Below are 25,425 nucleotides of genomic sequence, written 5' to 3'. Positions count from 1 at the left end.
CGCGACACACGCGATCAACGCATGGAATGGAGCCCGATCGGATTGCCCTCCGTGTCGAGCACCACGGAGATAAAGCCGAATTCGCCGATCGCCATTTTCGGGCGGCAGACCTGGCCGCCGGCCGGCACCACGCGGCTTTCTTCCACGGCGCAGTCCTCGCAGCTGAAGTACACCATCGTTCCGCCCTTGCCGGGCTCGCAGCCGGCCATGCGCATCAGCGCACCGCCGGCGCCCACCTGCTTGTCGTCCATCGGGAAGCACCAGTAGTCCATCTCCGGGTTCGACATGTCCTGGAACTCCACCTTGAACACGGCTCCGTAGAAGGCCTTGGCACGTTCGATGTCGTGCACGTTCAGCTCGAACCAGGTGACGGGATTGATCGGCATCGCTCGTCTGGCCAGGGGCAGGATCAGCCTAAGCGGCGTTTTGAGACCCTTTGGTCCCAGGTGCTGTCCGCCCTCCAGCTGGGCCGGGCTCACCAGGGCGCTGGCGGACTGTTTGTCAGCATGAACCGGCTTCTGGTGGCACGCGGCATCCGATGAACATCGACGGCAAGGCCTGGCGCACGATCTGGCTGGAGCAGGGTGGCCGCTCGGTGGGGGTGATCGATCAGACCCAGCTGCCCCACCGCTTCAGCACGCGCTCGCTCGCCACGCTCGATCAGGCCGCCGAAGCGATTTCCACCATGGTGGTCCGCGGCGCCCCCCTGATCGGTGTCACCGGCGCCTATGGGCTGATGCTGGCCCTGCAGGCTGATCCAGGTGATGCCTCGCTCGCTGCCGCCTTTGAGCAGCTCAACGCCACCCGCCCCACCGCCATCAACCTGCGCTGGGCGCTGGAGCGGGTGCGCGATCGGGTGGCGCCGCTGCCCCCGGCCGAGCGGGCCGCAGCCGCTGCGCTGGAGGCAGCCGCCATCGCCGACGCCGACGTGGCCATGTGCGAGGCGATCGGGGATCACGGTCTGGCGCTCTTCCAGCAGCTGGCGGCGGTGCGGCCTCCCGAGCGGCAGCAGGAGCCTTTCAGAGTGCTCACCCACTGCAACGCCGGCTGGTTGGCCACCGTCGACTGGGGCACCGCCCTGGCACCGATCTACAAGGCCCACAGGGCCGGCCTGGCCATCCATGTGTGGGTGGATGAAACGCGCCCCCGCAACCAGGGAGCCAACCTCACGGCCTTCGAACTCGGCCGCGAGGGGGTTCCCCACACCGTGATCGTTGACAACGCCGGCGGCCACCTGATGCAGCACGGACTCGTGGATGCGGTGATCGTGGGCACCGACCGCACCACCCGCACGGGGGATGTCTGCAACAAGATCGGCACCTACCTCAAGGCCCTCGCTGCCTTCGATAACGGCGTGCCCTTCTACGTGGCCCTGCCCGCCTCCACCATCGACTGGACCCTCGCCGATGGCGTGGCCGAGATCCCGATCGAGGCCCGCTCCTCCGAGGAGGTGACCCACATCCAGGGGCTGTCCTCAGTTGGATCGTCCGCAGGTGAGCTCGTCACGGTCCAGCTCCCGCCTCAGGGCAGCGAGGGCTTCAACCCCGCCTTCGATGTCACCCCGGCGCGGCTGGTCTCGGCCCTGATCACCGAGCGTGGCGTGGCACCAGCCAGCGAAGCCGGCCTGCTGGGCCTCTACGGGCAGGCTCCGGAGTGCTCAGAGCCATCGCTTGCGGCGGAAGTAGATCACTAGGCTCACGCCAATCAGGGACATCAAGGCCAGAGCGCCCTGGTAGCCCAGGCGCCAGCGCAGTTCCGGCATGTGCTCGAAATTCATGCCATAAACCCCGGCGATGAAAGTGAGCGGGATGAAGATCGAGGAAATGATCGTGAGGGTCTTCATCACCTCATTCATGCGGTTGCTCAGGCTTGAGAGATAGGTGTCGTGCATGCCGCCGAGGATGTCGCGGTAGGTCTCCACCATGTCGATCACCTGGATGGTGTGGTCGTAGAGATCGCGCCAGTACACCTTGGTGCTGGCAGTGAGCACAGGCGACTCACCCTTTTCGATCGCGCTGATCACTTCGCGGCAGGGCCAGGCCGCCTTGCGCAGGGTCAGCACGTCGCGCTTGAGGTAGTGAATGTCCTGGATGTCGTCCGGGCTTGGATCTTCGAGGATCTTGTCGTCGATTTCCTCGATGCGATCACCGATCTGCTCGATCGCCTGGAAGTAGTGGTCCACCACCGCGTCCATCAGCGCGTAGGCGAGGTAGTCGGCCTTCATGTGCCGGATGCGCCCCATCCCTGTTCGCAGCCGCTGACGCAGGGAATTGAAGACATCCCCCTCATCCTCCAGGAAGGAGAGCACCACGTTATCGCCCAGGATCAGGCTCACATGTTCGATGCTGATTGCCGAGTTGCTGCGATCGAACTCCATCATCTTCATCACAATCAGGAGGTAGTGCCCGAACTCCTCCACCTTGGGGCGCTGGGTCGTGTTCACAAGGTCTTCCAGCGTCATCGGGTGCAGGCCGAAGTGTTGGCCGAGACTTTCGATCAAGGCCACATCGTGGATGCCGTTGACGTTGATCCAGGTCACGCTGTTGTCAGCGAGGGCCAGCTGGAAGCACTGGTCCACCTCCACGTCCTGGGCTTCACTCACCTGCTCGACGTTGTAATCGATGATGTCGACCCGCGAGCGCGCGCACTTGCGCTCGCCCACGAACACCATGGTTCCCGGCGACAGCCCGGCCTTGGTGCTGCTGCCAACCGTGCGTGCCTCGCGGCGCCGCCTGGACCTGCTGGATCGCCCCATCGCCGCGGTTGCTGCTGCAGGCCTCAATCAATCTGATGCTGGCATGGTTGAGCCGCTGCGCCCTTCCCTAGCCTCCTGGCCATTCGCCGCCACTCCGCCTGATGCCGAGTCAGAACCGCTGGTCGCAGGCTGAGGCCGAGGCCGCCGTGGCCCGCTACAGCGCCGAGGGCGTCAGCGCAGACCTGGCCCTGCGCACCTACAGCGCCCGCCTGCTTGGCGCCGACCCAGATCTGGTGCTGCATGGTGGTGGCAACACCTCGGTGAAAACCACGGTCACCGGACTGCTGGGGGAGACCATCCCGGTGCTGTGTGTCAAGGGCAGCGGCTGGGACCTGGCCACCATCGAGCCCCCGGGCCACCCGGCCGTGCGCCTGGAGCCCCTGCAGGGCCTGCGGGTTCTCGAGCGCCTCAGCGACGAGGACATGGTGGCCGCCCAGCGCCGCAACCTGATCGATCCCGCCGCCCCCAACCCTTCGGTGGAGGCCCTCCTCCACGCGTTCCTGCCCCACAAGTTCGTCGATCACACCCACTCGATCGCCCTGCTGGCCCTGGCCGATCAGCCTGATGCCGCAGCCCTCTGCCGAGAGGTCTACGGCGATCGCGTTGCCCTCGTTCCCTATGTGATGCCCGGCTTCGCCCTGGCCCTGGCGGCGGCTGAGGCTTACGAGGCGGCCGAGCAGCGGGCCAGGGCCGCCGGGGTGGAGCTGGAGGGCATGGTGCTGCTGCAGCATGGGCTCTTCTCCTTCGGCGCCACGGCGGAGCAGAGCTACGGGCGGATGCTGGCCCTGGTGGGGGAGGCCGAGGCGCGCCTGGCCCGGGTGAGCGCCCAGGCCCAGCCGATAGCCATGCCGAAGCCCCCCATTCCCGCGGCGGCTGTGCTGCCGGTGCTGCGCGGCTTGCTCAGCCGGGCCGCCGAGGCCAATGCTGCTCCCCTTCGCTGGTTGCTTGATCTCCGCGCTTCAGAACCCGCCCTGGCGGTGGTCAACGATCAGCGCCTGCATGGGTGGGCCAGCCGCGGCGTGGCCACCCCCGACCATGTGATCCGCACCAAGGCCCAGCCCCTGGTGCTGCCGGCCGCCTGCGACGATCTGGCCGGCTGGACGGCGGCCGCGGCCTCGGCGCTCGACGCATTCATCGCTGACTACAAGTCGTATGTGGCCCGCCAGAACCAGCGGGTCGGCGGCGGCCGCACGCCGCTGGATCCGCTGCCGCGGGTGCTGGCGCTGCCGGGTCTGGGCCTGGTGGGCCTGGGCCGCTCCGCCCAGGAGGCCGCCGTCACCGCCGACATCGCCGAAGCCTGGGCCCGCACCCTGCTGGCGGCGGAGGCGCTCGGCCGCTTCCAGCCCGTCGGCGAGGACGACACCTTCGACATGGAGTACTGGAGCCTGGAGCAGGCCAAGCTCGGCAAGGCCAGGGAGCTTCCTCTGGCCCGCCGGGTGGTGCTGGTGACCGGGGGCGCCGGCGCCATCGGCGGGGCCACCGCCCGCGCCTTCGCCCAGCGCGGCGCCGATGTGGCGGTGCTGGATCGCCAGGGGGAGCAGGCGCAGGCGGTGGCCGCCGCCTGCGGGCGCCGCGCCCTTGGTCTGGCCTGTGATCTCACCGATCCCCAGGCGGTGCGTCAGGCACTGGCGGCGGTCGCGGCCCACTTCGGTGGCCTCGACATCGTGGTCAGCAATGCCGGTGCCGCCTGGAGTGGTGCCATCGCCGAGCTCAGCGACGCCGACCTGCGCGCCAGCTTCGAGCTCAACCTCTTCGCCCACCAGAGCGTCGCCCAGGCGGCGATGGCCATCTTCCGGGCCCAGGGTATGGGTGGTCAGCTGCTCTTCAATGTCAGCAAGCAGGCGCTCAACCCCGGTCCCGGCTTCGGCGCCTACGGCATCGCCAAGGCGGCCCTGCTGGCCCTGATGCGCCAGTACGCCCTTGAGGGTGGCAGCGAAGGGGTGCGTGCCAATGCCATCAATGCCGATCGCATCCGCTCCGGCCTGCTGGATGAGGTCATGATCCAGCAGCGATCCGCTGCCCGGGGCGTCAGCGAGGAGGCCTACATGGCCGGAAACCTGCTGGGCGAAGAGGTGCGGGCCAGCGATGTGGCCGAGGCCTTCGTGGCCCTGGCCCTGCTGGAGCGGACCACAGGCGCGGTGCTCACCGTCGATGGGGGCAACGTGGCGGCGATGGTGCGCTGAGATGATGCGGTCAAAGCCTCAGCTGACGCTTCGGGAGCTGGCAATCAGGCCCAGGCCCAGGCCAACCCAGATCAGCACCAGGACAAGGCAGAGTCCGGTCCAGGCCGGCAGCCCCCAGCTGCTCACCGCCAGCGGCGCCACCACGGTGATCAACCCGCCGGCCACGAACGGTTGCAGCAGGAGTTGCTTGATCGAAAACGGTTGCAAGGCCTCGCTCTGATCGAGTGGATCAGCCATGCGCAGCAGCAGCAAGCCGCTGGCCGCCACGCCGGTGGCCTGGCCGAATTCGAGGATCCCCCGCTCGAACCAGGCCGAGGGCAGGATCCGCGGACCCAGCAGCAGCACGACCCCCAGATTCCAGGCCAGGCCTGCCACGGCCAGGGCCGTCAGCGACTTCCAGTCGTGGGCCAGCAGGGACAGATCCAGGCAGGCAGTGGCCGCCGCGATCAGCAGATCAGCCGACACCGTTGCCAGGCGGTTCTGCACCTGGGTCGAGACCCAGTGGTCCTTGCCGAATTGCTCCAGCAGCCAGCGCACCAGCAGCGATCCCACCAGGGCCAGGGGGAACACCGGAAACACATCGACCACCAGCGCCAGTCCACCGCCCACGTGGTCGGCCACCAGGCGCAAGCCGGCCAGAGCCACCACGCCGATCGCCACGGCGATCCCCGTCAGGGCCAGGTTCAGGGCCAGGGCCGGAAATCTAAGCTCCGGCGGTGGTGGCAGCGGCAACATGGCCTGGGCTGGAGCGGCCTCCCCCTGATCGGAGCTTGCACCGGGTTCTGCTTCGGGGGGGGGCGTCACTCCTGAGGCGATCGTTGAGCCCCCCATCAACCAGCCCCGGCTGCGGGCCAGCAGCACCACCAGCCCCCCCACCACCGTGGAGATGAGCAATCCCACTGTGGCCATGGCCAGACCCAGGGCCTCGCCGCCTTCGAAACCCAGGCTGGCGTAACTGGCGCCCATCGCGGCAGCCGAGCCGTGCCCCCCCTCGTAGGCCACTTCGATCAGGCAGGCCATGAGGGGATGGACTCCCAGCCATGGCTGCAGCACCAGCAGCACCACCAGTCCTCCCACCATGTACTGGCCGAAGGCAAGAGTGAGGGCCAGCAGCACCTGGGCTGACAGCGGCCGCCAGAGCCCCGCCAGCCTGGGTAGGGGTTTGGCCAGCAACAGCGTGGCGAACACCAGGGTGAGCAGCACCATCGGCAGCTGCTCCCAGATTCCGATCACTGGTTGGCTGAGCAGGGGCACCAGCCCAGCCGGTGCCACCAGCAGGCCCAGCACTCCGGCCAGGAGCGCTTCGGGGATGCCCCAGTGGCGCAGCCCCAGCACGTGGCCCAGGCTGCGGCCCACCACCAGCACCAGGCCCAGCGCCACCAGCGCCACGGCGGGAGTCTCGACAGCCTCCACCAGGATCCTGATGCTTGCGGGTAGATAGGGCATCAGAGGGCGAGGTGTTTCCGGAAGAAGGCTTCCGTGGACTCCAACACCTCAATCTGCACGGCGCCGCTGCGGAATCCATGCCCTTCAGCGGCAAATCGATGCAGCTCCACCGGAATCCTGTTGGCGGCGAGCGCCGCGACGATCCGCTCGGTCTGCTCCGGGGGCACAACCTGGTCCTGGAGTCCCTGAAAGAAGATCACCGGGCAGCGGATCCGATCGGCATGGCGCAGGGGCGAGCGAGCCTCATAGGTGGACCGCTCCGCCGGCCACGGTCCCACCAGACCATCCAGGTAGCGGGCCTCGAAGCGGTGGCTGCTGCTGGCCAGGCCGGCGAGGTCGGCCACTGCGTAGCGGCAGGCACCCACACGGAACCCATCGCTGAAGCAGAGGGCGGCCAGCACTGTGAATCCGCCGGCGCTCCCCCCCTCGATCGCGATCCGCTCTGAGCTGGCACGGCCCGCCGCCACCAGGGCGCGGGCCGCCGCCGCGCAGTCGGCCACATCCACCACGCCCCAGAGCCCATCGAGCCGTTCGCGATAGGCCCGCCCGAAACCCGTGGAGCCGCCGTAGTTCACATCCACCACGCCCCAGCCCCGGCTGGTCCAGTACTGGATCGCGGGGTTGAGGCCGGTGTGGGCCATGCCCGTGGGTCCGCTGTGACCCTTCACCAGCAGTGGCGCGTCGGCGTGGTCCCCCCCCTGGGGCGGGTGATACCAGGCATGGGTGGGGCGGCCGCCGTAGCCCTCGAACCAGAGCGCCTCCGCCGGGCTGCCGCTAACCGCTGCCTGGCCCCGCGCGGCGGGCACAGCCGTCAGCTCGGCGGCCGGCTGGTGCCGCCAGCGGTTGCTTTTCAGATCAAGGCTGAGCAGGCCAGCCTCGGTGCTGCCGTTGGCGGCCACCGCCACCAGCTGGCCGTTATCGGCCCAGAGCGCCTCGAGATCATCGAAGGGACAGGGGATCGGCTCCCAGCGCGCCAGGGGCCCATCCTTCGAGCCACCTGGGCCTGGGTCGTTGAGCAGCACGCGGCCCAGCTGCCAGCGGCCCTGCACGCAGGCGGCAGCCACCAGCTGCTGGCCATCACAGACGGTGGTGCGCATCCCGTACACCCACTGCGGCATGGCGAACTCCGCCTCCATCGGCAACAGCCGCTGCCATGGACCCGAGCCAGCGGCCTCCAGCCGCTCGAGGTTCCACCAGCCATGCCGGTCGTTTGCCACCACCAGATCCCCGTTCGGCAGCCACAGGGGCTGGAAGACCGAACAGGCCTCCGGCTGCCCAGATGCGCCTGAGCCGGCGACCAGGCGAGCAGGGCCCAGTCCTCCCCCGGGCTCCACGTCCGCCAGCCACAACTGGCTGCGGTCCCAGGGCATGTGCGGCTGCTGCCACTCCACCCAGGCCAGCTGGGCGCCATCGGGGCTGAGCGCGGCATAGCCGCAGAAGTCGAGGGCCTGGCGCAGCAGCTGCGGTTCACCCCCCTCCAGCGGCACGGCCACCAGCTGATCGAGCCCACCGGCCTCCATCACTCCGATCCAGCGCCTCCGCCGTCCATCGATCAGCCCATCGGCGAAGGCCCGCTGCCCCGGCTCGGTGAGCCGCCTGGGCTCCCTTCCCGGCTGGCCGCTCTCCAGCCGCCAGAGGCAGCGATCGTGATCGTTTACCACCACCACCAGCTCTCCAGTGCCAGCTCCGGCGGTCCCTCGGTCCACGGCCACCACCCCGCCGCCGTACTCATGGACGCGGCTGCGCAGGTTCCACTCGCCGGGGGTGAGCTCGATGGCCGCCGCTTCCGGCGAGGGCCTCAGCATCAAGGTGGTTCGCCCCTGCTCGGCGGGGCGTTGCTCCAGCCAGAACAGCCGGTCTCGGTGCAGCTGGGGCTCCTTGATCCGGGGTGTGCGACCCACCACAGCCATTGCCGGCAGGGGGCGACCCGGGTTGGCGTCTGAACCCTGGCTTGAACCGTGCCCCACCAGCGGCTCCTACAATCACCCCATAGTTTCAGGTGACGCTTTGGCCAGCAGCTTCGCCAAGATGGCCCGTCAGGCGGAGCAGACCAGCCGCACGGTCCAGGTTCCCAAGCAGGTGCTGGATGCACCACCGCTGACGATCCACAAGCTCGGTGATCAGGTGTTGCGCCAGCCCGCAAAGCGCATCAGCAAGGTGGATGAAGCGGTGCGTGAACTGGCCCGCGACATGCTGCGCAGCATGTACAGCGCCCACGGCATCGGCCTGGCCGCTCCCCAGGTGGGCGTTCACAAGCAACTTCTGGTGATCGACCTCGATCCGGAGAATGCGGCCACGCCGCCGATGGTGCTGGTGAACCCGGAAATCAACTCCACCAGCGCTGCGCTCAATACCTACGAGGAGGGCTGTCTGAGCATCCCCGGCGTGTACCTCTCTGTGGTGCGCCCGAGCGAGGCGGAGGTGAGTTATCGCGATGAGCAGGGCCGTCCTCGTCGCATCAAGGCCGATGGCCTGCTTGCCCGCTGCATCCTGCACGAGATGGACCACCTCAAAGGTGTGCTTTTCGTCGATCTGGTCAGCGATGAGCTCAGCCTCAACGAGGAGCTCAAGGATCACGGGTTCCGCCGTGATGATGTCCACTCCCAGCGCTGATCCCCCATGCCGATGCAACCCCTCGCCGGGGTCTTTCTCGGACTGGCCTGCCTGCTTGGCATCGCCGCCACCGGTTCCGTCTTCGAGCTCTCCTACGGCGACCCCGACCTGGGTGTCCTCACCACCAGGCTGATCCTGGCGGCCTGTCTGCCGGGCACGGTGATCAGCCTGCTGGTCGCAATTCGTCTCAACAAGGCCAGCTGACCCCCCCTGGCGTCGCTGGATCTCACTTCTACGATCGGGCTCACCTTGTCTCGTCCACCGATGCGCGTCGCGCCATTGCCGCTCCTCCTGCGATCGCTCAGCTCGCTGGTGCCGTCCCTGCCGGTGTTGCTGGGCCTCGCGGCTGTTGGACCCGTTGCGGCCCAGGGGGCTCTCTTCAGTGCCCGTGATCTGGATCAGTCGAAGTTCGTGCTGGTGGCGGCACCGATCGGTGATGGTGTGCGCGCCCAGCTGAACATCTACGAGCAGGTGAGCGATCGCCGCCCCTGTTTTTCCACCAGCGGCTCGTCCCCGGCCCGGGTGGAGCCCCTGCTGGGCAGCTTTGATTTCACCGGAATCTGCTCCCGCTACATGGATGCCAACGGCTACTCCCTGCGGGTGGGCGGCAGCGATCTGGCCACCGTGTACAGGCTGAGCGTGGTGCGGCAGGGCAGCGACAACATCCTGCTGGCGGCACCGGGCCGCAACCAGGCGGGTCCCGAGGTGGTGGTGGCCCGCACCCAGGGTCACAGCGATGGGTTTCTGCAGTTCGTTCCCGAACCGGGCTGGAAGCTCATGCGCCGCCACTACGGCAACCGCGCCCTCGGCCACGTCTACATCTACCGGGACACCTGGCCCGGCCAGGAGACCTCCTTACCCGAGGCTCAGGCCCCAGCCTTCACCACTCCCTCCAGTCAGGCTCCCGCAACCATTCCGCCTGTCGTTGGTGCTTCAGCAACCAATCCTCCTGCTCCCGTCGCGCCTGGGGCCCCTGTTACCCCGGTTGCCCCTTCACCGATGCCCATCCCCAGCATCAAGGCCCAGCCGTGATTGGGACCCGCTGAGCCGATTGCTACATTGACGTTCAACTTGCCCCACTGCGTGGTTCATGACCCAGGTCACCGTCGGCGAAAACGAAGGCATCGAATCGGCCCTGCGCCGCTTCAAGCGGCAGGTGTCCAAAGCCGGCATCTTCGCCGATCTAAAGCGCCTGCGTCACCATGAGACACCCACCGAGAAGTACAAGCGCAAGGCCCAGCAGCGCCGTCGTCGTCGCTGATCACCTTCCAACTGTGCTCGGCAAGAGCTGATCAGCCCCGGAAGCTGATCAGCTCCGAACCTTCCTCTGACCGTGTGCTCTCATTTGCACTCGGCTTCAGCCCCTCCAGCCGTTTTCAACGACGAGTCGTTGCCGATCTGGTCGAACGATCGGTACGACAGCGCTTCCCCTAGGTGCTGAGCGCTCACTGCCTGGGTGTCCTCCAGATCCGCCAAGGTGAGGGCCACCCGCAGCAGGCGTTCTCCAGCCCGTGCACTCAGACCCCGACGGGTGATCGCCTGTTGCCAGAGCTGCAGGGACCCTTCACTGAGCTGCACCACGCTCCTGAGGCACCTGCCAGTCAATTGGCCATTGGCCCTGCCGTCAGGATTGCGACGGAGCATCCTTTGTCGTGCTTTCAGTACCCGCGCTGCCACCTCGGCCGAGTTCTCGGGCCGCTTCCCCCTCCCGGCCGCCCGCTCTGCTCCCAAGCCGTAGCTGCTTGCCAGGGCGCCGGGCTCCAGCCTGCCCATCACCACCTGCAGATCGAGGCGATCGAGCAGAGGGCCTGAGAGCCGTGACCAGTAGCGCCGCTGCTGAGCCTCGCCGCAGACACAGGTCCGCTCAGGATCGCCGAACCAGCCGCAGGGACAGGGGTTGGTGGCTGCCACCAGGGTTGCGCGGCAGGGGAAGCGGCTCTGCTGCCTTGAGCGGCTGATCCACACCTCTCCCTCCTCCAGGGGTTGGCGCAGCTGCTCAAGCACCTCGCGGCGAAACTCCGCCAGTTCATCGAGGAAGAGCACGCCGTGGTGGGCCAGCGACAGCTCCCCCGGTCTTGGCGTGGCGCCGCCGCCCACCAGGGCAGTGGCCGTGCAGCTGTGGTGGGGCGCGCGGAAGGGCCTTGAGCCCATCAGGGCGCCACCCTCAGGCAGCAGCCCTGCCACCGAATAGAGCTGGGTGAGCTCCAGAGCCTCCTGGCGTGGCAGGGGCGGCAGCAGACCCGCCAGGCGTCGAGCCAGCATCGTTTTGCCGCTGCCCGGTGGACCCACCAGCAACAGGTGGTGGCCACCGGCCGCGGCGATCTCCAGGGCCCGCCGGCCGTGGGCCTGACCGATCACCTCGGCGAGGTCGGGTAGGCCTGCCCCCGGCTGGGCCAGGGCGGGCACCGGGACCGGAATGCCCCGTGGATCCGCCAGCCAGCCCATCAGCTGCGCCAGATCATTCGCCGGCCACACCGCCAGCTCCGTCACCAGCGCCGCCTCGCCGCCATTGGCCTGGGGCACGACCAGGGCCCGAGCTCCGCCACGCCTGGCGGCCAGGGCCAGGGCCATCACCCCTCGCACGGGCCGCAGGCTGCCGTCGAGGCCCAGCTCTCCGGCGCTCCAGATCCCCTTCATTCGCTCGGGCGGAAGCTGGCCCGAAGCCAGCAGCAGCCCCAGGGCGATCGGCAGATCGAAAGCCGGCCCCTCCTTGCGCAGATCCGCCGGGGCCAGGCTCACGATCACCCGGGTGAGGGGCACGCGAAAGCCGCTGTTGCGCAGGGCGGCTCGCACCCGCTCGCGGGCGTCGCGCACAGTCGCTTCCGCCAGACCAACGATCTGGAGCCCGGGGAGACCTGGGGCGATGTCCACCTCCACCGCAACCTCTCGGCCTTCCAGTCCCTGGAGGGCGGCGCTGCTGCAGCGTGCCAACATCGGCATTGGGGCATCGGATACCCAGTGAGTGCCCTGCCTGTCTCATCCCCATTCGTTGCCGGGTTCCGGCGGAGTCGCCATGGCCGAGAGCGAGACGATCTTTGCGCGCATCCTGCGCGGTGAAATCCCCTGTGATCAGGTTCATGCCGATGAGCTGTGCCTGGCCTTCCGCGACATCCAGCCCCAGGCACCGGTGCATGTGCTCGTGATTCCGCGCGAGCCCCTGGTGAACCTCGCCGACGCCGAGCCTCGCCATCAGGCTCTGCTGGGCCATCTGTTGCTGGTGGCGGCTCAGGTGGCGAAGCAGGAGGGTCTTGTCGGCTGGCGCATGGTCATCAACAACGGAGCTGAGGCCGGACAGACGGTCTTTCACCTGCATGTGCACGTGATCGGTGGCCGGCCCCTGCTCTGGCCCCCCGGCTGACGCCCGCCAGCGGCGACAATGAGCGGACTCGTAAATATTCATGCGACCCCTCAAGGCCCTTCGCGAGCAGTTGGCCAAGCTGCAGCGCCTGGCCCAGCCCTACTTCCTGCCTCTTGACGAAGGCGGCGGTGGCAGCGGCCAGTTCCTGCTTCTGGTGGTGGCCCTGCTGGCGGTGGTGGTGGGTTTCACCCTGCTGCTGCTCACCGGTGTGGTCGCCGCGGCCGGCGCCTGGATACCCGAACTGCGCAACCGCTTCCTGCCTGGGGTGCCCGAGCAGGTGGCCGCGGTCTGGAGCGGGCCGATCGGCATCGCGGTGATGGTTCTGTTTGCCGCTGGGATTGCCGCCTTCATCAGCCTGCGGGCCAAGCTGCGCCAGGGGCGCTGGCTGCCCTGGTTGCTGCTCGGTGTGATCGCCTTGCTGATCCTGGTGATCAACGGCATCAACGTGGGCATCAGCTTCATCGCCAGGAACATCGAAAACGCCTTGGTGGGCTACAAGGAGGAGGAGTTCTGGAAGATCGTCGCGATCTACGCCTTCTGCCTGGTGCTGGCCCTGCCGATACGCGCCATCCAGAGCTATCTGATTCCCAAGCTGGGTTTGCTGTGGCGGGAGTGGCTCAGCGGCCGCATGCTGGGCCGCTACCTCACCAACCGGGCCTACTACGTTCTCAACCCCAACGATGAAAGCGTTGAGGAGATCGATAATCCAGACCAGCGGATCTCCCAGGACGCGGCCAGCTTCACCGCCACCAGCCTGAGCGTGACGGTGGAGATCATTTCCGCCTTGCTCACCTTCTTCAGCTTCATCATCGTTCTCTGGAGCATCAACCAGACTCTGGCACTGTGGCTGCTGGGCTATTCGGTGGGTGGCACGGCCCTGATCGTATTCGCCAGCCGCAAGCTGGTGAACCTGAACTATCAGCAGCTGAAACTGGAGGCGGATTTCCGCTACGGTCTGGTTCACATCCGTGACAATGCCGAATCGATCGCCTTCTACCAGGGCGAGCGCCAGGAGCAGAAGGAGGGCGAACGCCGCCTTGACGGGGTTATTGTCAACTACAACAGGCTGATCATCTGGGAGGCGCTGATCAGCGTCATCCAGCGCTCCTACGACTACTTCTCCCGCTTTCTTCCCTGGTTGGTGATTGCGCCCATCTACTTCGCCAAGGAGGTCGACTTCGGTGTCTTCGGCCAGGCCAGCATCGCCTTCTCACAGGTGCTGTTCTCGGTCAGCTACATCGTCAACAACATCGATCGGCTGGCCGCCTTCTCCGCCTCCATCAGCCGCCTCGAAGGCTTCCAGGGCAAGGTGGAGGCGATCAGTGCCGAGATGGCCGAGTTCGTGGCCGCCGAGCAGGCCTCCGCTGGTGGTGCCATTGGCGCCGGGGCCGGTGCAGTGCGGCCCGAGTCGATCCTTGTGAGCCATGTGGATCTGGTGCCGCCCCGCACCAACCGTCTGCTGGTGAGAGATCTCAGCTTGGAGGTGACTGCCAACCAGCGGCTGCTGGTGGTAGGGCCTTCGGGCTGCGGCAAGACCTCCTTCCTCCGGTTGGTGAGTGGGCTCTGGCCTCCGGCCGCGGGCCATGTGCAGCGCCCTCCGGTGGGCGAGCTGATGTTCATTCCCCAGAAGCCCTACATGCTGCTGGGCAGCCTCAGGGAGCAGCTCTGCTACCCCCAGCCCGCCGATCGCTTCAGCGACGAACAGCTGCGCCATGTGCTTGAGGAGGTGCGCCTGCCCGAACTGGTGGGGCGCTACCCCGATCTGGATATCAAGCAGGACTGGCCCCGTTTGCTTTCTCTCGGCGAGCAGCAGCGCCTCGCCTTTGCCCGGCTGCTGCTCAACTCCCCCCGCTTCGTGGTCCTCGACGAAGCCACCAGCGCCCTTGACGTGGCCACCGAGAAGGCCCTCTACGAGCTGCTTGTGGAGCGGGAGATCGCTTTCGTAAGTGTGGGTCACAGGCCCACTCTGGTGGCCTTTCACGACACCGTTCTCGAGCTCGACGGCCAGGGCGGCTGGCGGCTGCTGCCAACCGACGGCTATGACTTTGGCCGCAACCGTGAGACCTGAATGTCTTCCCCAGTCCCTGCCAGTGAACCTGAGGCCATCCCCACCACCAGTGCCACCACGCCTGACGTCCCGGCGTTCGGCTGGAGTGGATACGCGGAGCGGGTGAACGGGCGCTTCGCGATGCTCGGCTTTGCTGCCGTGCTGCTGATTGAGGCCCTCAGCGGCGACACCTTCCTGCACTGGGCGGGCCTGGTGCCCTGATCTTCAGGGCAGCTCAATCAGGTCCACCTGCCAGAGGCCGCCGCGGCTGACCTGAACGGCCAGCACGCGGCCATCAGCGCTGAGCTGCACCTGTCTGGGCACCCCTGGCGGCTCCAGCGGCAGCGGCTGGAGACTTTCCCTGCTGCGTCGATAGAGTGCCAGTTCGGTGCGGCCGTCGCGCTGGCGGATCAGGGCCATGCGCTCCCCTGCGGCATCGACACTTACGTTCAGGGGCTGGGCATCTGGGCGGTTCAGGCCCGGCAGGGATATTGGCCGGTTCTGATCCAGGTTGACCAGCTCAATCCGCTCGCGCCCGTCGCGGCCTTTGATGAGGGCCAGCCAGCGACCGCTCAGGGAAGGATCGCGGTTGCCGCCATTCTGCTCCAGCTTTTGGTTGATGGCGGGCAGGGGCCGCATGGGATTGAACGCACAGGCTCCGAGCAGGCCGAGTGCCATGAGGGACAGGCCCAGCTGCGCCAGCCTTACCTGGGCGATATCAGATGTCACGGTCATGGCGCCCCAGGGGTGTCACGGCGCCGCCAAAGCTGGAGTGCGCAGCACCTCCCCAGCCGGCGGGTCGATCTCAAGGACCCCGCCCAGATCGAACAGCTCCACTTGCCAGCGGCCAGCGGCCACCAGTTGAAGGGCCAGGCGCTGGCCGTCGGGCGCCAGGCTCAGCTTCACCGGCTCCAGTCCGCCCGGCAGGGGCAAAGGCACAAGCCGATTGGTCAGGCGGTCTTCAATCACCGCCAGGCGCCGGTCACCCCGCTGCACGATCAGGGCCAGATAGCGGCCCCTCCAGCTGAGGGAAGGGGAGCTGTGCGGCTGCCAGCGACTGAGGTGGCGCAGAGGCAGCACCCGCCCACTGATGCGCTCCTGCAGCAGCACTGTCGATCGGCCTTGGCGTTCGATCACGCTGGCCAGGAGGCGACCGTCACCGCTCAGGGCTGGATCCTGACGGCTGAGGTTCGATTGCCAGCCAGGCGATGGAGCCGGACGGGAACGGCCGGACCAGGGCAGTGAGCAAGAACCCAGAAAAGTTGCCAGGGCTGCTGACACGATCGCCGCCAGGAAGGCGGTCCTGGGCAGTGTGATCAGCTGTCGAATCGGGAGCTGTTGTCCCGAGGGCGGCTGCTGGAGGGGGCGGGCCGCAGGGGGGTGTAGTCGGCGTCGCTCACGGGGGTGGCGGGGCTGGATGCAGGGCCGGCGCCAGTTGCGGAGCTTGAGATCGGGCTGTTGTTGGCTGCGGTGCTGGGGCGGCTGCGGATCGGTGTGCCCTGGGGAACACCAGGGGGGGTGCCGAGGGACGGTTCCGTGGCACCCGCAGGACCAGGTCGGCGGCTGGAGCGGGGCATGGACTCGGAGCTGGGCATCGGACGGCTGCCGCGGCGGGGCTCTAATCCGCTGTCGCGCTCGCGCCGGCGGGAGCCGAAGGCCGCTCCCGAGGCTGCGGCACTGGACGCCGCAACGCTCCGACTGCCGTAGGACTCCGGTTCACGGCGGGGGCTGGGCTCGGCTGCATCCCAGTTGCTGTCGGTTGGGGGGCGACGGCTGGCGGCCCGCTCGGGAATGGCAGGCCTGGCCGCCTCACGACGGGGCCGGTAGAAACTGGCATCGTCTTCCGCTTCTTCGTTGAGGGGGGAGCGGATTCGTCGACGCAGGGGCTGGGGTTCCTCAAAGCGGTCTGCGTCGTCATCCCAGCCGGCGCGGCCGCCCATCCTGGGCTTGGCAGGCAAGGGTTCGTCGTCGTCGAAATAGGAGGAGCGCCTGGCCTGCTCAGTGGTGACGCCCCGCAGACGAACGCTTTCGTAAGCGAAAAAGACCGTGGTACCTGCCAGCAGGAACTGGCCGAACTGAAGGATCGGATCGAGCCGCCAGCCCTGGAAGAAGAGAATCCCGCCGCACAACAGACCGATGGCGGCGAAGAAGACGTCGTAGTCACGGGCAAGGGCTGGCTTGAAGCTCCTCATGAAATAGAGGAACGCACCACCGACGGCCAATACGATGCCGACGATGCTGGCCCAGTTCAGGCTGGCATTGACCACGTCTGAAACCTCAGGCGAACGACTTGTTCCGTCCGCCAGGGGTGAACGGTTGATCCCAGTTTAGGGACCTTGACCCGCGATACCAGCCTCAGCTCAGAGCTTGCGATCAACCTGGTCGTTCTGGCTGATCAGAACCAAGGCGATGCTGATCGGAATCACCACGATCATCGCTCCGTAGACGAGGCTGCTCAGGAAGTTGGAGAGGGAGGGGGTCATGGCGCCATGAGATCCGGTTGGGATCTTAGGCAGCAGCGCTCACTTCCTACGATGGACCGGCCCCTGCTTACCGCTTTGTGACGGCCGTTTCCGTGCTGGCCTCTGGCCTGCCGCTGCTGCATGCCGTGTTGGCCCTGGCCCTGGCGGCCTGGACCCTGCTGTTCCTGTTCCGCATCGTGCTCACCTGGTATCCGCAGGTTGACCTGAATCGGGGAGCGATGCAGTTGATCGGCTGGCCGACGGAGGGGCTGCTGCGCTTCAGCCGGCGGTTGATCCCCGCCATCGGCGGTGTCGACGTGACCCCGGTGATCTGGGTGGGGTTGATCAGCCTGCTGCGGGAACTGGTTGTGGGTCAGCAGGGACTGCTCACCCAGGTGCTGCGCCACAGCCAGTCCCTGGCCTGAGCCTGGCGTTTCGTGACCGAATCGAGCTCGTGGATCAGCTGGGCGGCAGCATCTCCTGCTCCACGAACTTCGTGTGCACATCGCCGCGCTGGAACTCGGGCCGATCCAGCAGGGCCAGATGGAACTCGATCGTGGTGGGGATGCCCGTGATCGCACATTCACTCAGGGCCCGGCGCATGCGCTTGATGGCCGCCTCTCGATCGACCCCCCAGACAATCAGCTTGCCGATCAGCGAGTCGTAGAAGGGGGGGATTTCGTAGCCCGTGTACACGTGGCTATCGACCCGCACGCCTGGCCCCCCCGGTGGCAACCAGCCGGTGATGCGCCCCGGGGCCGGCCTGAAATTCTGTTGGGGATCCTCGGCATTGATGCGGCATTCGATCGCATGGCCCCGCAGCTGCACGTCCTCCTGGCGCATGCTCAGGGGCTCACCTCCGGCGATGCGCAGCTGCTCGGCAATCAGATCGAAACCGGTGACCATCTCGGTGACGGGATGCTCCACCTGGATGCGGGTGTTCATCTCCATGAAATAGAAGCTGCCGCTGCGATCGACCAGAAACTCAACGGTGCCGGCGCCTTCGTAGGTGATGCTCCGGGCCGCAGCCACAGCTGCCTCGCCCATGCGCCGACGCAGTTCCGGATCCAGGGCTGGGCTTGGGGCTTCCTCAAGCAGCTTCTGGTGGCGCCGCTGGATCGAGCAGTCGCGCTCGCCCAGGTGAACCACGTTGCCGTGGCGATCGGCCAGGATCTGCACCTCGACATGGCGGGGCCGCTCGATGAACTTCTCCATGTAGAGCCCCGGGTTGCCGAAGGCCGCTTCCGCTTCACCCTGAGCAGCCTTGAACAGGCCCTCGAGCTGCTCGGGCTCCTGCACCAGGCGCATGCCACGGCCGCCGCCGCCGGCCGTGGCCTTGATCATCACGGGGAAACCCATGCGTGCCGCCAGAACGGAGGCCTCCTGGCTGTCCTCCAGCAGACCTTCGCTACCGGGGATGGTGGGAACCCCCACCCGCTGCATGGTGGTCTTGGCGGTGGATTTGTCCCCCATGGCCCGGATCGCCTCTGGGGAGGGACCGACGAAGGTGAGGCCATGGGCCGCGCAGATCTCCGCGAAGCGGTCGTTCTCGGCCAGGAAGCCGTAACCGGGGTGGATCGCATCGGCGCCCCGGGAGATCGCCGCGGCAATGATGTTGGGGATATTGAGATAGCTCTTGCTGCTGGGAGCTTCCCCCACGCAGACCGCTTCATCGGCCAGCTGCACGTGCAGGGCGTTGCGGTCGACGGTGCTGTAGACCGCCACCGTGTTGATGCCCATTTCGCGGCAGCTCCGCAAAATGCGGAGAGAGATTTCGCCACGGTTGGCGATCAGCAGCTTGCCGATGGGCATCCGTGGTTGGTCCAGGCCGCTGCGGACTGTATCAGCGCTGACCCTTGCCGCCTCAGTGGGGCGGAGTCCGGAACGGGTGATGGGTATATTGACGAGCCGGAGGGAGTGCAGACTCCTGACGGCCACGCGGATGTGGTGGAATTGGTAGACACGCACGTTTGAGGGGCGTGTGGCTTCGGCCTTGCGAGTTCAAGTCTCGCCATCCGCATTTTTCTTTTCCACAATTTGAGAGAGCCGCCCCCGAGCCTCCCGCCCACCACAGCGATCGTGCTGGTGTGCAACGGACCGGGCGAGCTCACAACCTGGGTTCGGCCCCTGGCCCAGCGCCTGCACAGGCAGCTGGCGCTTCAGCCCGTTGTTCCTGGAGCGGCCTGCTCCCTGGAGCTGGTGCTCGTGCCCTGTCCCAACGCCACCGGATCCGAGGCTCGGGTGGCGCGCGACCTTGGTTTCTTCTCCCGCATCGTGCCCGCCCGCCGGTTCTGGGGACTGCTGCTCAGCCCCCGCCGCCATGGGCCCTGGCCGGCCCATGGGGTGGTGGTGTTCCTGGGGGGTGATCAGTTCTGGACCGTGCTGCTTTCGGCTCGCCTGGGTTACCGCCACCTCACCTACGCCGAATGGGTGGCCCGGTGGCCGCGCTGGAACGACCGCATCGCCGCGATGGGTCCCCAGGCCGCTGCCCGGTTGCCTCCCCGCTGGCGTCAGCGCTGCACCGTGGTGGGTGATCTGATGGCTGATCTCTCCGAGGAGGCGCGGGCGGTGGCCCCCCTGCCCGAAGGGGAATGGGTGGCCCTGCTGCCCGGCTCGAAACGGGCCAAGTTGCAGGTGGGTGTTCCCTTCCTGCTCGACACAGCCGATCGCCTTGCCCGCCTGCGGCCGGGGTGTCGGTTCCTGCTGCCGGTGGCGCCCACCACCAGCGTGACCGATCTGCTGGCCTACGGAGACACTGGTAACCCGATTCAGCGTTATTACGGCGGCCAGCCGCCGCGGCTGCTGGTGCCGGAGCCGGATTCCGGCCAACGCTGGCTGATCAGCGGTGCCGGCACGCCCATCCTGCTGTTCGAGCAGCACCCGGCCCACGCCGCCCTCAGCCAGTGCGCTCTGGCGCTCACCACCGTTGGTGCGAACACCGCCGAGCTGGGGGCCCTCGGGGTGCCGATGATCGTTCTGGTGCCCACCCAGCATCTGCAGGTGATGCAGGCCTGGGACGGCTGGCTCGGTCTGGTGGCGCGCCTGCCCCTGTTGCGCTGGTTGCTGGGCCTGGCGCTGACGGCCTGGCGCATGCGCCAGCGGGGCTTTCTGGCCTGGCCGAACATCTCGGCTGGCCGTGCCGTGGTGCCTGAGCGGGTCGGGGCGATCACGCCGGCGGAGATCGCCGCCGAGGCCAACGAGTGGCTGGCCCATCCCGAGCGGCTGCGGGGTCAGCGCGACGATCTGCGCAGTCTGCGGGGTCAGCCCGGGGCTGTGGCGGCCCTGGCGGCGATGGTGCAGGAGCTTCTGCCCGCTGCCTAAATTGACATCAACGGAACCTTGCGCACCATGAACAGCCCTGACACGGTCGCCGCCTCGCCATCCCCCTCAGATCCCGACTGGCGCGAGCGCCTCACTCCGGAGCAGTACCAGGTGGCACGCTGCGGAGGGACCGAGCGGGCCTTCACCGGCGCCTACTGGAACACCAAGCAGGAGGGCCGCTACGACTGCATCTGCTGCGGGTCTCCCCTGTTCGGCTCCAATGCAAAGTTTGATTCCGGCACTGGCTGGCCCAGCTTCTGGGACGGGCTCGATCCCGCGGCGATCACCACGATCGAGGACCGCAGCCACGGCATGGTGCGAACGGAAATTCGCTGTGCCAAGTGTGAGGCTCACCTGGGTCACCTCTTCCACGACGGTCCCGGTCCCACGGGCCTGCGCTACTGCGTCAACTCGGCTTCTCTGAACTTCAAGCCGGCCCTGTAAGGATTGACCGGCCGATCCTGGACTCACCAGGGATCGCTGAACCGCTCCTCATTCGTGCGCGGCCGGGCTGCTGGGGGATCCAGCACCTCCGCTTCCGGGTCCTGCCTTTCCCGGTAGGGCTCGGGCTCCACATCAAGGGGCTGGCGTTCGTCTTCCCTGGGACGCAATGACGCCTGGCGGGGCTGCTGGGGCAAGGGGCTGCGGCGGCGCGGCTCGTCGTCGTACTCGTCCTCGTCGAGGTAGCGACGCTGGCGCAGGGGTTCCTGCCGGCGGCGTTCCAGCTCCACATATTCCAGTTCCTCCTGTTCCTCCACCTGCACGGCGCGGCTGGAGGCGGGCTGGATTCGGCGTTGCTCCTGCACGCTGGGCTGTCCGGAGGCCAGCTGGTTCTCCACCGGCACCATGGTCTGGCGGAAGCGATCCCGCTCCTCCTGCTCCCAGCTGGGGCCACCGATGCCCAGTTTCTCGAGCAGGCCGCTGCCCAGTTGCTTGAGTTTCTCTTCGGCGCCCTCGTAGACAATGATCCGATCAGGGCCGCTGCTGACGATCTCCTCGACGTTCAGTTCCCAGGTGCTCAGTACCCCTTCGCCGAGCAGGGGAACACCGAGGGCTCCCAGCACCAGGGTGGTGAGCTCGCCGGTCTCGATGTCGAAGCTGAAGCCGAGCACCCGGCCCAGTTGTTCGCCCGATTCGCTGATGACCTGGCAGTTGATCACCTTGCTGTAGCGGTCGGGGTTGAACCCCTCGGCCAGGGAATCGGCGGAGTCCACCAGCACCACATCGCCCACCTGGCGTATCCGGTCCAGTGGCATCCAGCGGGGCAGGCCCGGCAGGAAGCGGGTGAGGGGGTTGTCGCGCAGGCCGAGTGCCACGACCTCACGCCGGTCGATGTCGACCACCACTTCGCCCACCACCCCCAGCCGGCGGCCGGTGTCGCGGGTGATCACCTGAGTCCCCATCAGCTCGGAGCGCAGCCAGAGCCTGTCGCTGGGGGCGCCGCCGGAAGGGTCGGCGGACGGAGGGAAAGAAGAGGTCAAAGGCCAGTTCCCGGGCGGGTGTCGGCAAGGTGGGTGCTCAGGTCATTGTGGCCCACGGCACCCGTTCAGGCGGCGGTGGGCATCCCGACCACCTGGGTGTGGGCGCCGCGGGCCTGGGTCACCCCCACCGTGCGGGTGGCCGCGGCGATCATCGGCCGGCGGTGGCTGACCACCAGGAACTGGGCCTGGTCGGCCTGGCTGGCGATCAGGGCGGCCAGCCTCTCCACATTGACCCCATCGAGAAAGCTGTCGACTTCATCGAGGGCATAGAAGGGAGAGGGGCGGAAGCGCTGCAGGGCAAACAGGAAGCTCAAGGCTGTGAGCGATTTTTCCCCGCCCGACATCGAAGCCAGGCGGCGCACGGTCTTGCCCTTGGGGTGGGCCACCAGGGTGAGACCGCCCTCAAGGGGCTGGGCCTCGTTCTCCAGCTGCAGGTGTCCCTCGCCTTCGGAGAGCCCGGCGAAGATTGTGCGGAAATGGCCATCCACGGCGTGGAAGGCCTCCAGGAAAGCCTCCTGGCGCAGGGTGGCAACGGTTTCGATGCGCAGCAGCAGCTCCTCCCGTTCGCTGGAGAGCACCTCCAGCCGACCGGCCAGGTCGGCCAGGCGCTGCTCCAGCTGCTCCAGTTCCTCCAGGGCCAGCATGTTCACCGGCTCGAGGGCTTCCATGCGCTGCTGCAGCCGCTGCAACTCCTGCTTCAGCGCCTCCAGGCCTGCTGAGCGCAGCTCCTCGGAGATCTCGGGGAGAGGATCGGGCAGGGCCCGTTCCATTGCCTCCAGCCGCAGGGCCAGCGCCCGCTCCTGCTCGCTGAGCGACAGGCGCTCCTCCCCCAGCCGCTGCAGCTCCCACTGCCGCTGCTGGACGGCCTGCCGCTGCTGGCCCAGCTGGGATTCGGCGGCATCGCGAGCCCGGCGCCGTTCGCCGAAGCGTTCCTGCAACTGCTGCTGTTGCACCTCCAGTTCCGCCCGCCGCTTCTGGCCCTGGCATTCCTGCTCGCGGCGCAGGCGGTGTTCCTCGGCCAGGTTGACCACGGCCTGCTGCAGCCGCGCTTCCTCCAGCTTGAGAGCTTCGAGTTGATCCCCGAGACGGGTGAGGCTCAAGCTGCGTTCCCGCTGGGCCAGCAGGAGTCCGTCCCGCTGCTCGCGGGCGGCGGCCAGCCGTTGATCGGCCGTCTCCAGGTCGTGCTGCAGGCCCTGCCAGCGGGCACTGTCTCCCGACTCCTGGGCCTGGGCTTCGGCCACTTCCAGTCCGGCCAGCTCCAGCAGCAAGGGGGCCAGCTCGCGCTCCAGCTGCTGGCTGCGCTGACGGCCGCTCTCCAGGCTGGTCTGGTGATGGCTGCACCGTTGCTGGAGCTGCTCAAGCCGTTGCAGCTGGGGCCCCAGGGCGCGCTCTGCCGCCGCCCGCTCCGCCGCCAGAGCGGCCCGGCGCTGCTGGCCCTCCTGCAGCGCCGGGCGCAGCTGCTCCAGCTGGCGGGCCAGGTCGGCCTCGCGGCGACGGCAGGCCACCAGGCTCTCCCCCAGTTCCAGCAGGCGCTGCCTGTGGGGCTCCGCCTCGTCCTGCTCCCCCGCTCGCCCGAAGCTGAGCTGGCCGGAGCGTTGCTGAAGGCTGCCGCCGGTCATGGCCCCGCTGCGCTCAAGCAGTTCCCCCTCCAGGGTCACGGCCCGGCAGCGGCCGAGCTCGCGGCGGGCGCTGGCCAGGTCTTCGAATACCAGGGTGTCGCCGAAGACGTGGCGGAAGACCTCCGTGTAGACGGGCTCGAAGCGGAGCAGATCGACTGCGCGCCCCAACAGTCCGCCACCGCCGGAGCGCCCACCGCCTCCGCCCCGCTCCAGGGCGGCGCTGCCGCTGCCGCCACTGCTGCTGCCACTGCCGCCGCCGCGGATCTTGTTGAGTGGCAGAAAGGTGAGTCGACCGGCCCGGCGGCTTTTGAGCAGCTCGATCGCCTCTGAAGCGATGCGGTCGTCGTCGACCACCACCTGGGCCAGGCGGCCGCCGGCGGCCACCTCCAGGGCCAGCCGGAAGCGCTCCTCCACCTCGGCGAGCTGGGCCACTGGACCATGCAGCCCGCTGAGGCCGGCCTCCAGCAGCAGGCGCAGGGCGCCGGTGCCACGGGTTTCCTGGAGAGTGTCGCGGCGGCTTTCGATCCGGGCAATCTCCCGCTCCAACTGGGTCTGCTCCTGCTCCAGTCGGGTGCGGGTGCGTTGCTGCAGCGCGAGGGCTTCGGCCAGGTCCTGGGCCTGGCGCTGTTGCTGGTCCACCAGGTCCTGGACGGCTTCGGCTTCGCTCAACAGCTCCTGCAGGCGCCGCTGCTGGTCGTGGTCGGCGCTGTCGCCGCTGGCCAGCTCCGCCTCCAGTTCCATCAGGCGTTCCTCGGCCTGGCGCAGCCTCTCGGTGAGCTGCTGCTGTTCCGCCAGCAGGGGAGCCACCGCCTGCTGCAGCTCCTGCCGCCGCTGGCTGCGGCGCTTCTGCTCCTCCAGCCAGGTGCCGGAGCGGCCCGCCACCTCCCCCAGCCGCCGGCGGGAGAGCTCCACGGCACCTTCGGCGCTCAGGCAGGCCTGAGCAGCTGAATCCAGGGCGGCGGCGTGCTGCTCATCGGCGCTGAGCTCCAGCCGCTGACGCTGCAGTTCCTGGCGCTGGCGCTGCAGGTCCTGGCGCTGGCCCTGCAGCGCCTCAGCCTGCTGCTGCTGTCGCTCCGCCTGGCGCTGCAGCTCGCGGGCGCTGGTCTCCAGGCCGGCGAGCTCCGCCTGCACCACCAGCAGGCTGTCTTCTCCGAGAGCCTTGACTTCGGCCTGGAGCAGGGCGAGCTCACTGCTGGCCTGCTCCATGGCTGCCTGGGCAGTGGCCATGGCCGTGCGGTCGCTCTGCTCCTGGGCCTCGAGGGCCTGCTGACGCCGGCGCAGGGCCTCCAGCTGGGCGCCAGCCTGCTCATGGGCGAGCACCTGCTCCTGCAGGCGGCCGAGCTGCTGGCGCAGGCGCAGCTCCTGGTAGGTGCGGGCCTTGGCGCAGTCGCGCTCCAGCCGCTGGCGGCTCCCCAGCAGCTCCTGCTCGACGATCCGGCAGCGTTCCTGGCGCTCCTGCACCTCATCGAGCTTGGCGCGGGTCTGCTCGATGCGGGAATCGAACAGGGCAACCCCGGCCAGTTCATCGATCAGGCCGCGGCGGTCGCGGGCACTCATCGACACGATCCGGGTCACATCCCCCTGCATCACCACGTTGCTGCCCTCGGGATCCACCCGCAGCCGGCGCAGCTGGGTCTGCAGCTGCTGCAGGTTGCAGGGGACCCCGTCGGAGCTGAAGCTGCTGCTGTAGGTCCCGCCGGGGGCAAGCCGCAGCCGCCGGCTCACTGTCCATTCCTTCTGCCCAGTCTGGATCCAGGGCCCCTCCGCCGGGGCCTCCAGCCCCGCTTCAGCTGGGTCGGGCTGCCAGTCGCTGAGGTCGAAGCGCACACTCACCACCGTTTCGGCAGCTTTGCCCTGGCGGACCGTGGCGCTGTTGATCAGGTCGGGAAGTCGTTCGGCGCGCATGCCGCGGCTGCTGGCCAGGCCCAGGCAGAACAGAACGGCATCAAGGATGTTGCTCTTGCCAGAGCCGTTCGGACCGGTGATCACCGTGAAGGCTGGCTCCAGCCGGATCGCCATCGCTCCACCGAACGATTTGAACTGGGCGAGTTCGACCTGATTGATGTAAACCAACAGGCCCGCGTGCAGTGCTGAGCAGCTGAAACCTAGCGGAGCTGCTGACGATCTCAAGCCCCTACCT

Annotated in this window: 24 protein-coding genes and 1 tRNA gene; 13 read left to right on the top strand and 12 right to left on the bottom strand. The window is 67.9% G+C overall.

Annotated features, from left to right (window positions below; all coding sequences use genetic code 11):
- Window positions 1-14: 14 nt before the first annotated feature.
- Entirely contained in the window at window positions 15-386 is a 372-nt protein-coding gene (locus tag KBY77_RS09555) for a VOC family protein (protein ID WP_255103661.1), read from the bottom strand.
- A 152-nt stretch (window positions 387-538) separates the two neighbouring features.
- On the opposite strand from KBY77_RS09555, the gene mtnA reads away from it, so the two are divergent.
- Window positions 539-1,693: an S-methyl-5-thioribose-1-phosphate isomerase gene (mtnA, locus tag KBY77_RS09550; protein ID WP_255103659.1), complete on the top strand. Its 1,155-nt coding sequence runs from the start codon at window positions 539-541 to the stop codon at window positions 1,691-1,693.
- Here mtnA and corA read toward each other — a convergent pair.
- Window positions 1,658-2,755, bottom strand: a complete 1,098-nt coding sequence (corA, locus tag KBY77_RS09545; RefSeq protein WP_255103657.1) for a magnesium/cobalt transporter CorA — start codon at window positions 2,753-2,755, stop codon at window positions 1,658-1,660. The two genes, mtnA and corA, sit on opposite strands and share 36 nt — an antisense overlap.
- Before the next feature lie 101 nt (window positions 2,756-2,856).
- Between corA and KBY77_RS09540 the strand changes: the two genes are divergently transcribed.
- Window positions 2,857-4,938 carry a bifunctional aldolase/short-chain dehydrogenase gene (locus KBY77_RS09540; RefSeq protein WP_255103654.1) on the top strand — a complete coding sequence of 694 codons (2,082 nt, stop codon included), beginning with the start codon at window positions 2,857-2,859 and terminating at the stop codon, window positions 4,936-4,938.
- 18 nt (window positions 4,939-4,956) lie between these two features.
- Here KBY77_RS09540 and KBY77_RS09535 read toward each other — a convergent pair whose 3' ends face one another.
- Together KBY77_RS09535 and KBY77_RS09530 are read right to left on the bottom strand one after the other, a co-directional pair.
- Complete coding sequence (locus KBY77_RS09535) at window positions 4,957-6,351, bottom strand: sodium:solute symporter (RefSeq protein WP_315856584.1); 1,395 nt, start codon at window positions 6,349-6,351, stop codon at window positions 4,957-4,959.
- Between the two features lie 32 nt (window positions 6,352-6,383).
- On the bottom strand, window positions 6,384-8,294 hold the full coding sequence (locus KBY77_RS09530; protein WP_255103846.1) for a prolyl oligopeptidase family serine peptidase: 1,911 nt from the start codon (window positions 8,292-8,294) through the stop codon (window positions 6,384-6,386).
- A gap of 97 nt (window positions 8,295-8,391) precedes the next feature.
- Here KBY77_RS09530 and def point away from each other — a divergent pair, with 97 nt between their 5' ends.
- Genes def through rpsU form a run of 4 tightly spaced genes read left to right on the top strand, consistent with a single transcriptional unit; the run spans window position 8,392 to window position 10,258 of the window.
- Window positions 8,392-8,997: a peptide deformylase gene (def, locus tag KBY77_RS09525; protein ID WP_255103641.1), complete on the top strand. Its 606-nt coding sequence runs from the start codon at window positions 8,392-8,394 to the stop codon at window positions 8,995-8,997.
- Window positions 8,998-9,003: 6 nt separating this feature from the next.
- On the top strand, window positions 9,004-9,201 hold the full coding sequence (locus tag KBY77_RS09520; RefSeq protein ID WP_094556336.1) for a hypothetical protein: 198 nt from the start codon (window positions 9,004-9,006) through the stop codon (window positions 9,199-9,201).
- 60 nt (window positions 9,202-9,261) lie between these two features.
- Entirely contained in the window at window positions 9,262-10,029 is a 768-nt protein-coding gene (locus KBY77_RS09515; RefSeq protein WP_255103639.1) for a DUF3747 domain-containing protein, read from the top strand.
- A gap of 58 nt (window positions 10,030-10,087) precedes the next feature.
- Entirely contained in the window at window positions 10,088-10,258 is a 171-nt protein-coding gene (gene rpsU, locus KBY77_RS09510; RefSeq protein WP_006172073.1) for a 30S ribosomal protein S21, read from the top strand.
- An 80-nt stretch (window positions 10,259-10,338) separates the two neighbouring features.
- Here rpsU and KBY77_RS09505 read toward each other — a convergent pair whose 3' ends face one another.
- Window positions 10,339-11,931: a YifB family Mg chelatase-like AAA ATPase gene (locus KBY77_RS09505; protein WP_255103844.1), complete on the bottom strand. Its 1,593-nt coding sequence runs from the start codon at window positions 11,929-11,931 to the stop codon at window positions 10,339-10,341.
- Between the two features lie 79 nt (window positions 11,932-12,010).
- Between KBY77_RS09505 and KBY77_RS09500 the strand changes: the two genes are divergently transcribed.
- Genes KBY77_RS09500 through KBY77_RS09490 form a run of 3 tightly spaced genes read left to right on the top strand, consistent with a single transcriptional unit; the run spans window position 12,011 to window position 14,624 of the window.
- Window positions 12,011-12,355, top strand: coding sequence for a histidine triad nucleotide-binding protein (locus tag KBY77_RS09500; RefSeq protein WP_255103637.1), 345 nt, complete (start codon window positions 12,011-12,013; stop codon window positions 12,353-12,355).
- A 40-nt stretch (window positions 12,356-12,395) separates the two neighbouring features.
- Window positions 12,396-14,423 carry an ABC transporter ATP-binding protein/permease gene (locus KBY77_RS09495; protein WP_255103635.1) on the top strand — a complete coding sequence of 676 codons (2,028 nt, stop codon included), beginning with the start codon at window positions 12,396-12,398 and terminating at the stop codon, window positions 14,421-14,423.
- The gene (locus tag KBY77_RS09490; RefSeq protein WP_255103633.1) at window positions 14,424-14,624 is read left to right on the top strand and encodes a chlorophyll a/b-binding protein; all 201 of its coding nucleotides are present in this window, start codon (window positions 14,424-14,426) and stop codon (window positions 14,622-14,624) included.
- Between the two features lie 3 nt (window positions 14,625-14,627).
- Here KBY77_RS09490 and KBY77_RS09485 read toward each other — a convergent pair whose 3' ends face one another.
- The 4 genes from KBY77_RS09485 to psbX form a co-directional block, all read right to left on the bottom strand.
- Window positions 14,628-15,137 carry a hypothetical protein gene (locus KBY77_RS09485; RefSeq protein ID WP_255103631.1) on the bottom strand — a complete coding sequence of 170 codons (510 nt, stop codon included), beginning with the start codon at window positions 15,135-15,137 and terminating at the stop codon, window positions 14,628-14,630.
- Window positions 15,138-15,152: 15 nt separating this feature from the next.
- Window positions 15,153-15,539 (bottom strand): Tol biopolymer transporter periplasmic protein, encoded by a 387-nt coding sequence (locus tag KBY77_RS09480; RefSeq protein ID WP_315856474.1) that lies wholly within the window; start codon window positions 15,537-15,539, stop codon window positions 15,153-15,155.
- A 179-nt stretch (window positions 15,540-15,718) separates the two neighbouring features.
- Entirely contained in the window at window positions 15,719-16,669 is a 951-nt protein-coding gene (locus KBY77_RS09475; protein WP_255103629.1) for a Ycf66 family protein, read from the bottom strand.
- Window positions 16,670-16,762: 93 nt separating this feature from the next.
- Complete coding sequence (gene psbX, locus KBY77_RS09470; protein ID WP_006172065.1) at window positions 16,763-16,885, bottom strand: photosystem II reaction center X protein; 123 nt, start codon at window positions 16,883-16,885, stop codon at window positions 16,763-16,765.
- A 77-nt stretch (window positions 16,886-16,962) separates the two neighbouring features.
- Between psbX and KBY77_RS09465 the strand changes: the two genes are divergently transcribed.
- Complete coding sequence (locus tag KBY77_RS09465) at window positions 16,963-17,289, top strand: YggT family protein (RefSeq protein ID WP_255103627.1); 327 nt, start codon at window positions 16,963-16,965, stop codon at window positions 17,287-17,289.
- A 34-nt stretch (window positions 17,290-17,323) separates the two neighbouring features.
- On the opposite strand, the gene accC is transcribed toward KBY77_RS09465, so the two are convergent.
- Window positions 17,324-18,676 (bottom strand): acetyl-CoA carboxylase biotin carboxylase subunit, encoded by a 1,353-nt coding sequence (accC, locus tag KBY77_RS09460; RefSeq protein ID WP_255103625.1) that lies wholly within the window; start codon window positions 18,674-18,676, stop codon window positions 17,324-17,326.
- Between the two features lie 126 nt (window positions 18,677-18,802).
- Here accC and KBY77_RS09455 point away from each other — a divergent pair.
- The 3 genes from KBY77_RS09455 (at window position 18,803) to msrB (ending at window position 20,629) form a co-directional block, all read left to right on the top strand.
- Window positions 18,803-18,884 (top strand) — tRNA-Leu (locus KBY77_RS09455).
- Window positions 18,885-18,901: 17 nt separating this feature from the next.
- Window positions 18,902-20,185, top strand: coding sequence for a glycosyl transferase (locus KBY77_RS09450; protein ID WP_255103622.1), 1,284 nt, complete (start codon window positions 18,902-18,904; stop codon window positions 20,183-20,185).
- Between the two features lie 27 nt (window positions 20,186-20,212).
- Window positions 20,213-20,629, top strand: coding sequence for a peptide-methionine (R)-S-oxide reductase MsrB (gene msrB / locus KBY77_RS09445; protein ID WP_255103620.1), 417 nt, complete (start codon window positions 20,213-20,215; stop codon window positions 20,627-20,629).
- Between the two features lie 23 nt (window positions 20,630-20,652).
- On the opposite strand, the gene KBY77_RS09440 is transcribed toward msrB, so the two are convergent.
- Together KBY77_RS09440 and smc are read right to left on the bottom strand one after the other, a co-directional pair.
- Complete coding sequence (locus tag KBY77_RS09440; protein ID WP_255103618.1) at window positions 20,653-21,666, bottom strand: PRC-barrel domain-containing protein; 1,014 nt, start codon at window positions 21,664-21,666, stop codon at window positions 20,653-20,655.
- 65 nt (window positions 21,667-21,731) lie between these two features.
- Complete coding sequence (smc, locus tag KBY77_RS09435) at window positions 21,732-25,358, bottom strand: chromosome segregation protein SMC (RefSeq protein WP_255103616.1); 3,627 nt, start codon at window positions 25,356-25,358, stop codon at window positions 21,732-21,734.
- Between the last annotated feature and the right edge of the window lie 67 nt (window positions 25,359-25,425).

It is taken from the genome of Synechococcus sp. Cruz-7E5 (genome assembly GCF_024345995.1).
Taxonomy (GTDB): Bacteria; Cyanobacteriota; Cyanobacteriia; order PCC-6307; family Cyanobiaceae; genus Regnicoccus_A.
The sequence above is the reverse complement of the archived record's forward strand: the minus strand, read 5'-3'. Positions and strand labels throughout refer to the sequence as shown.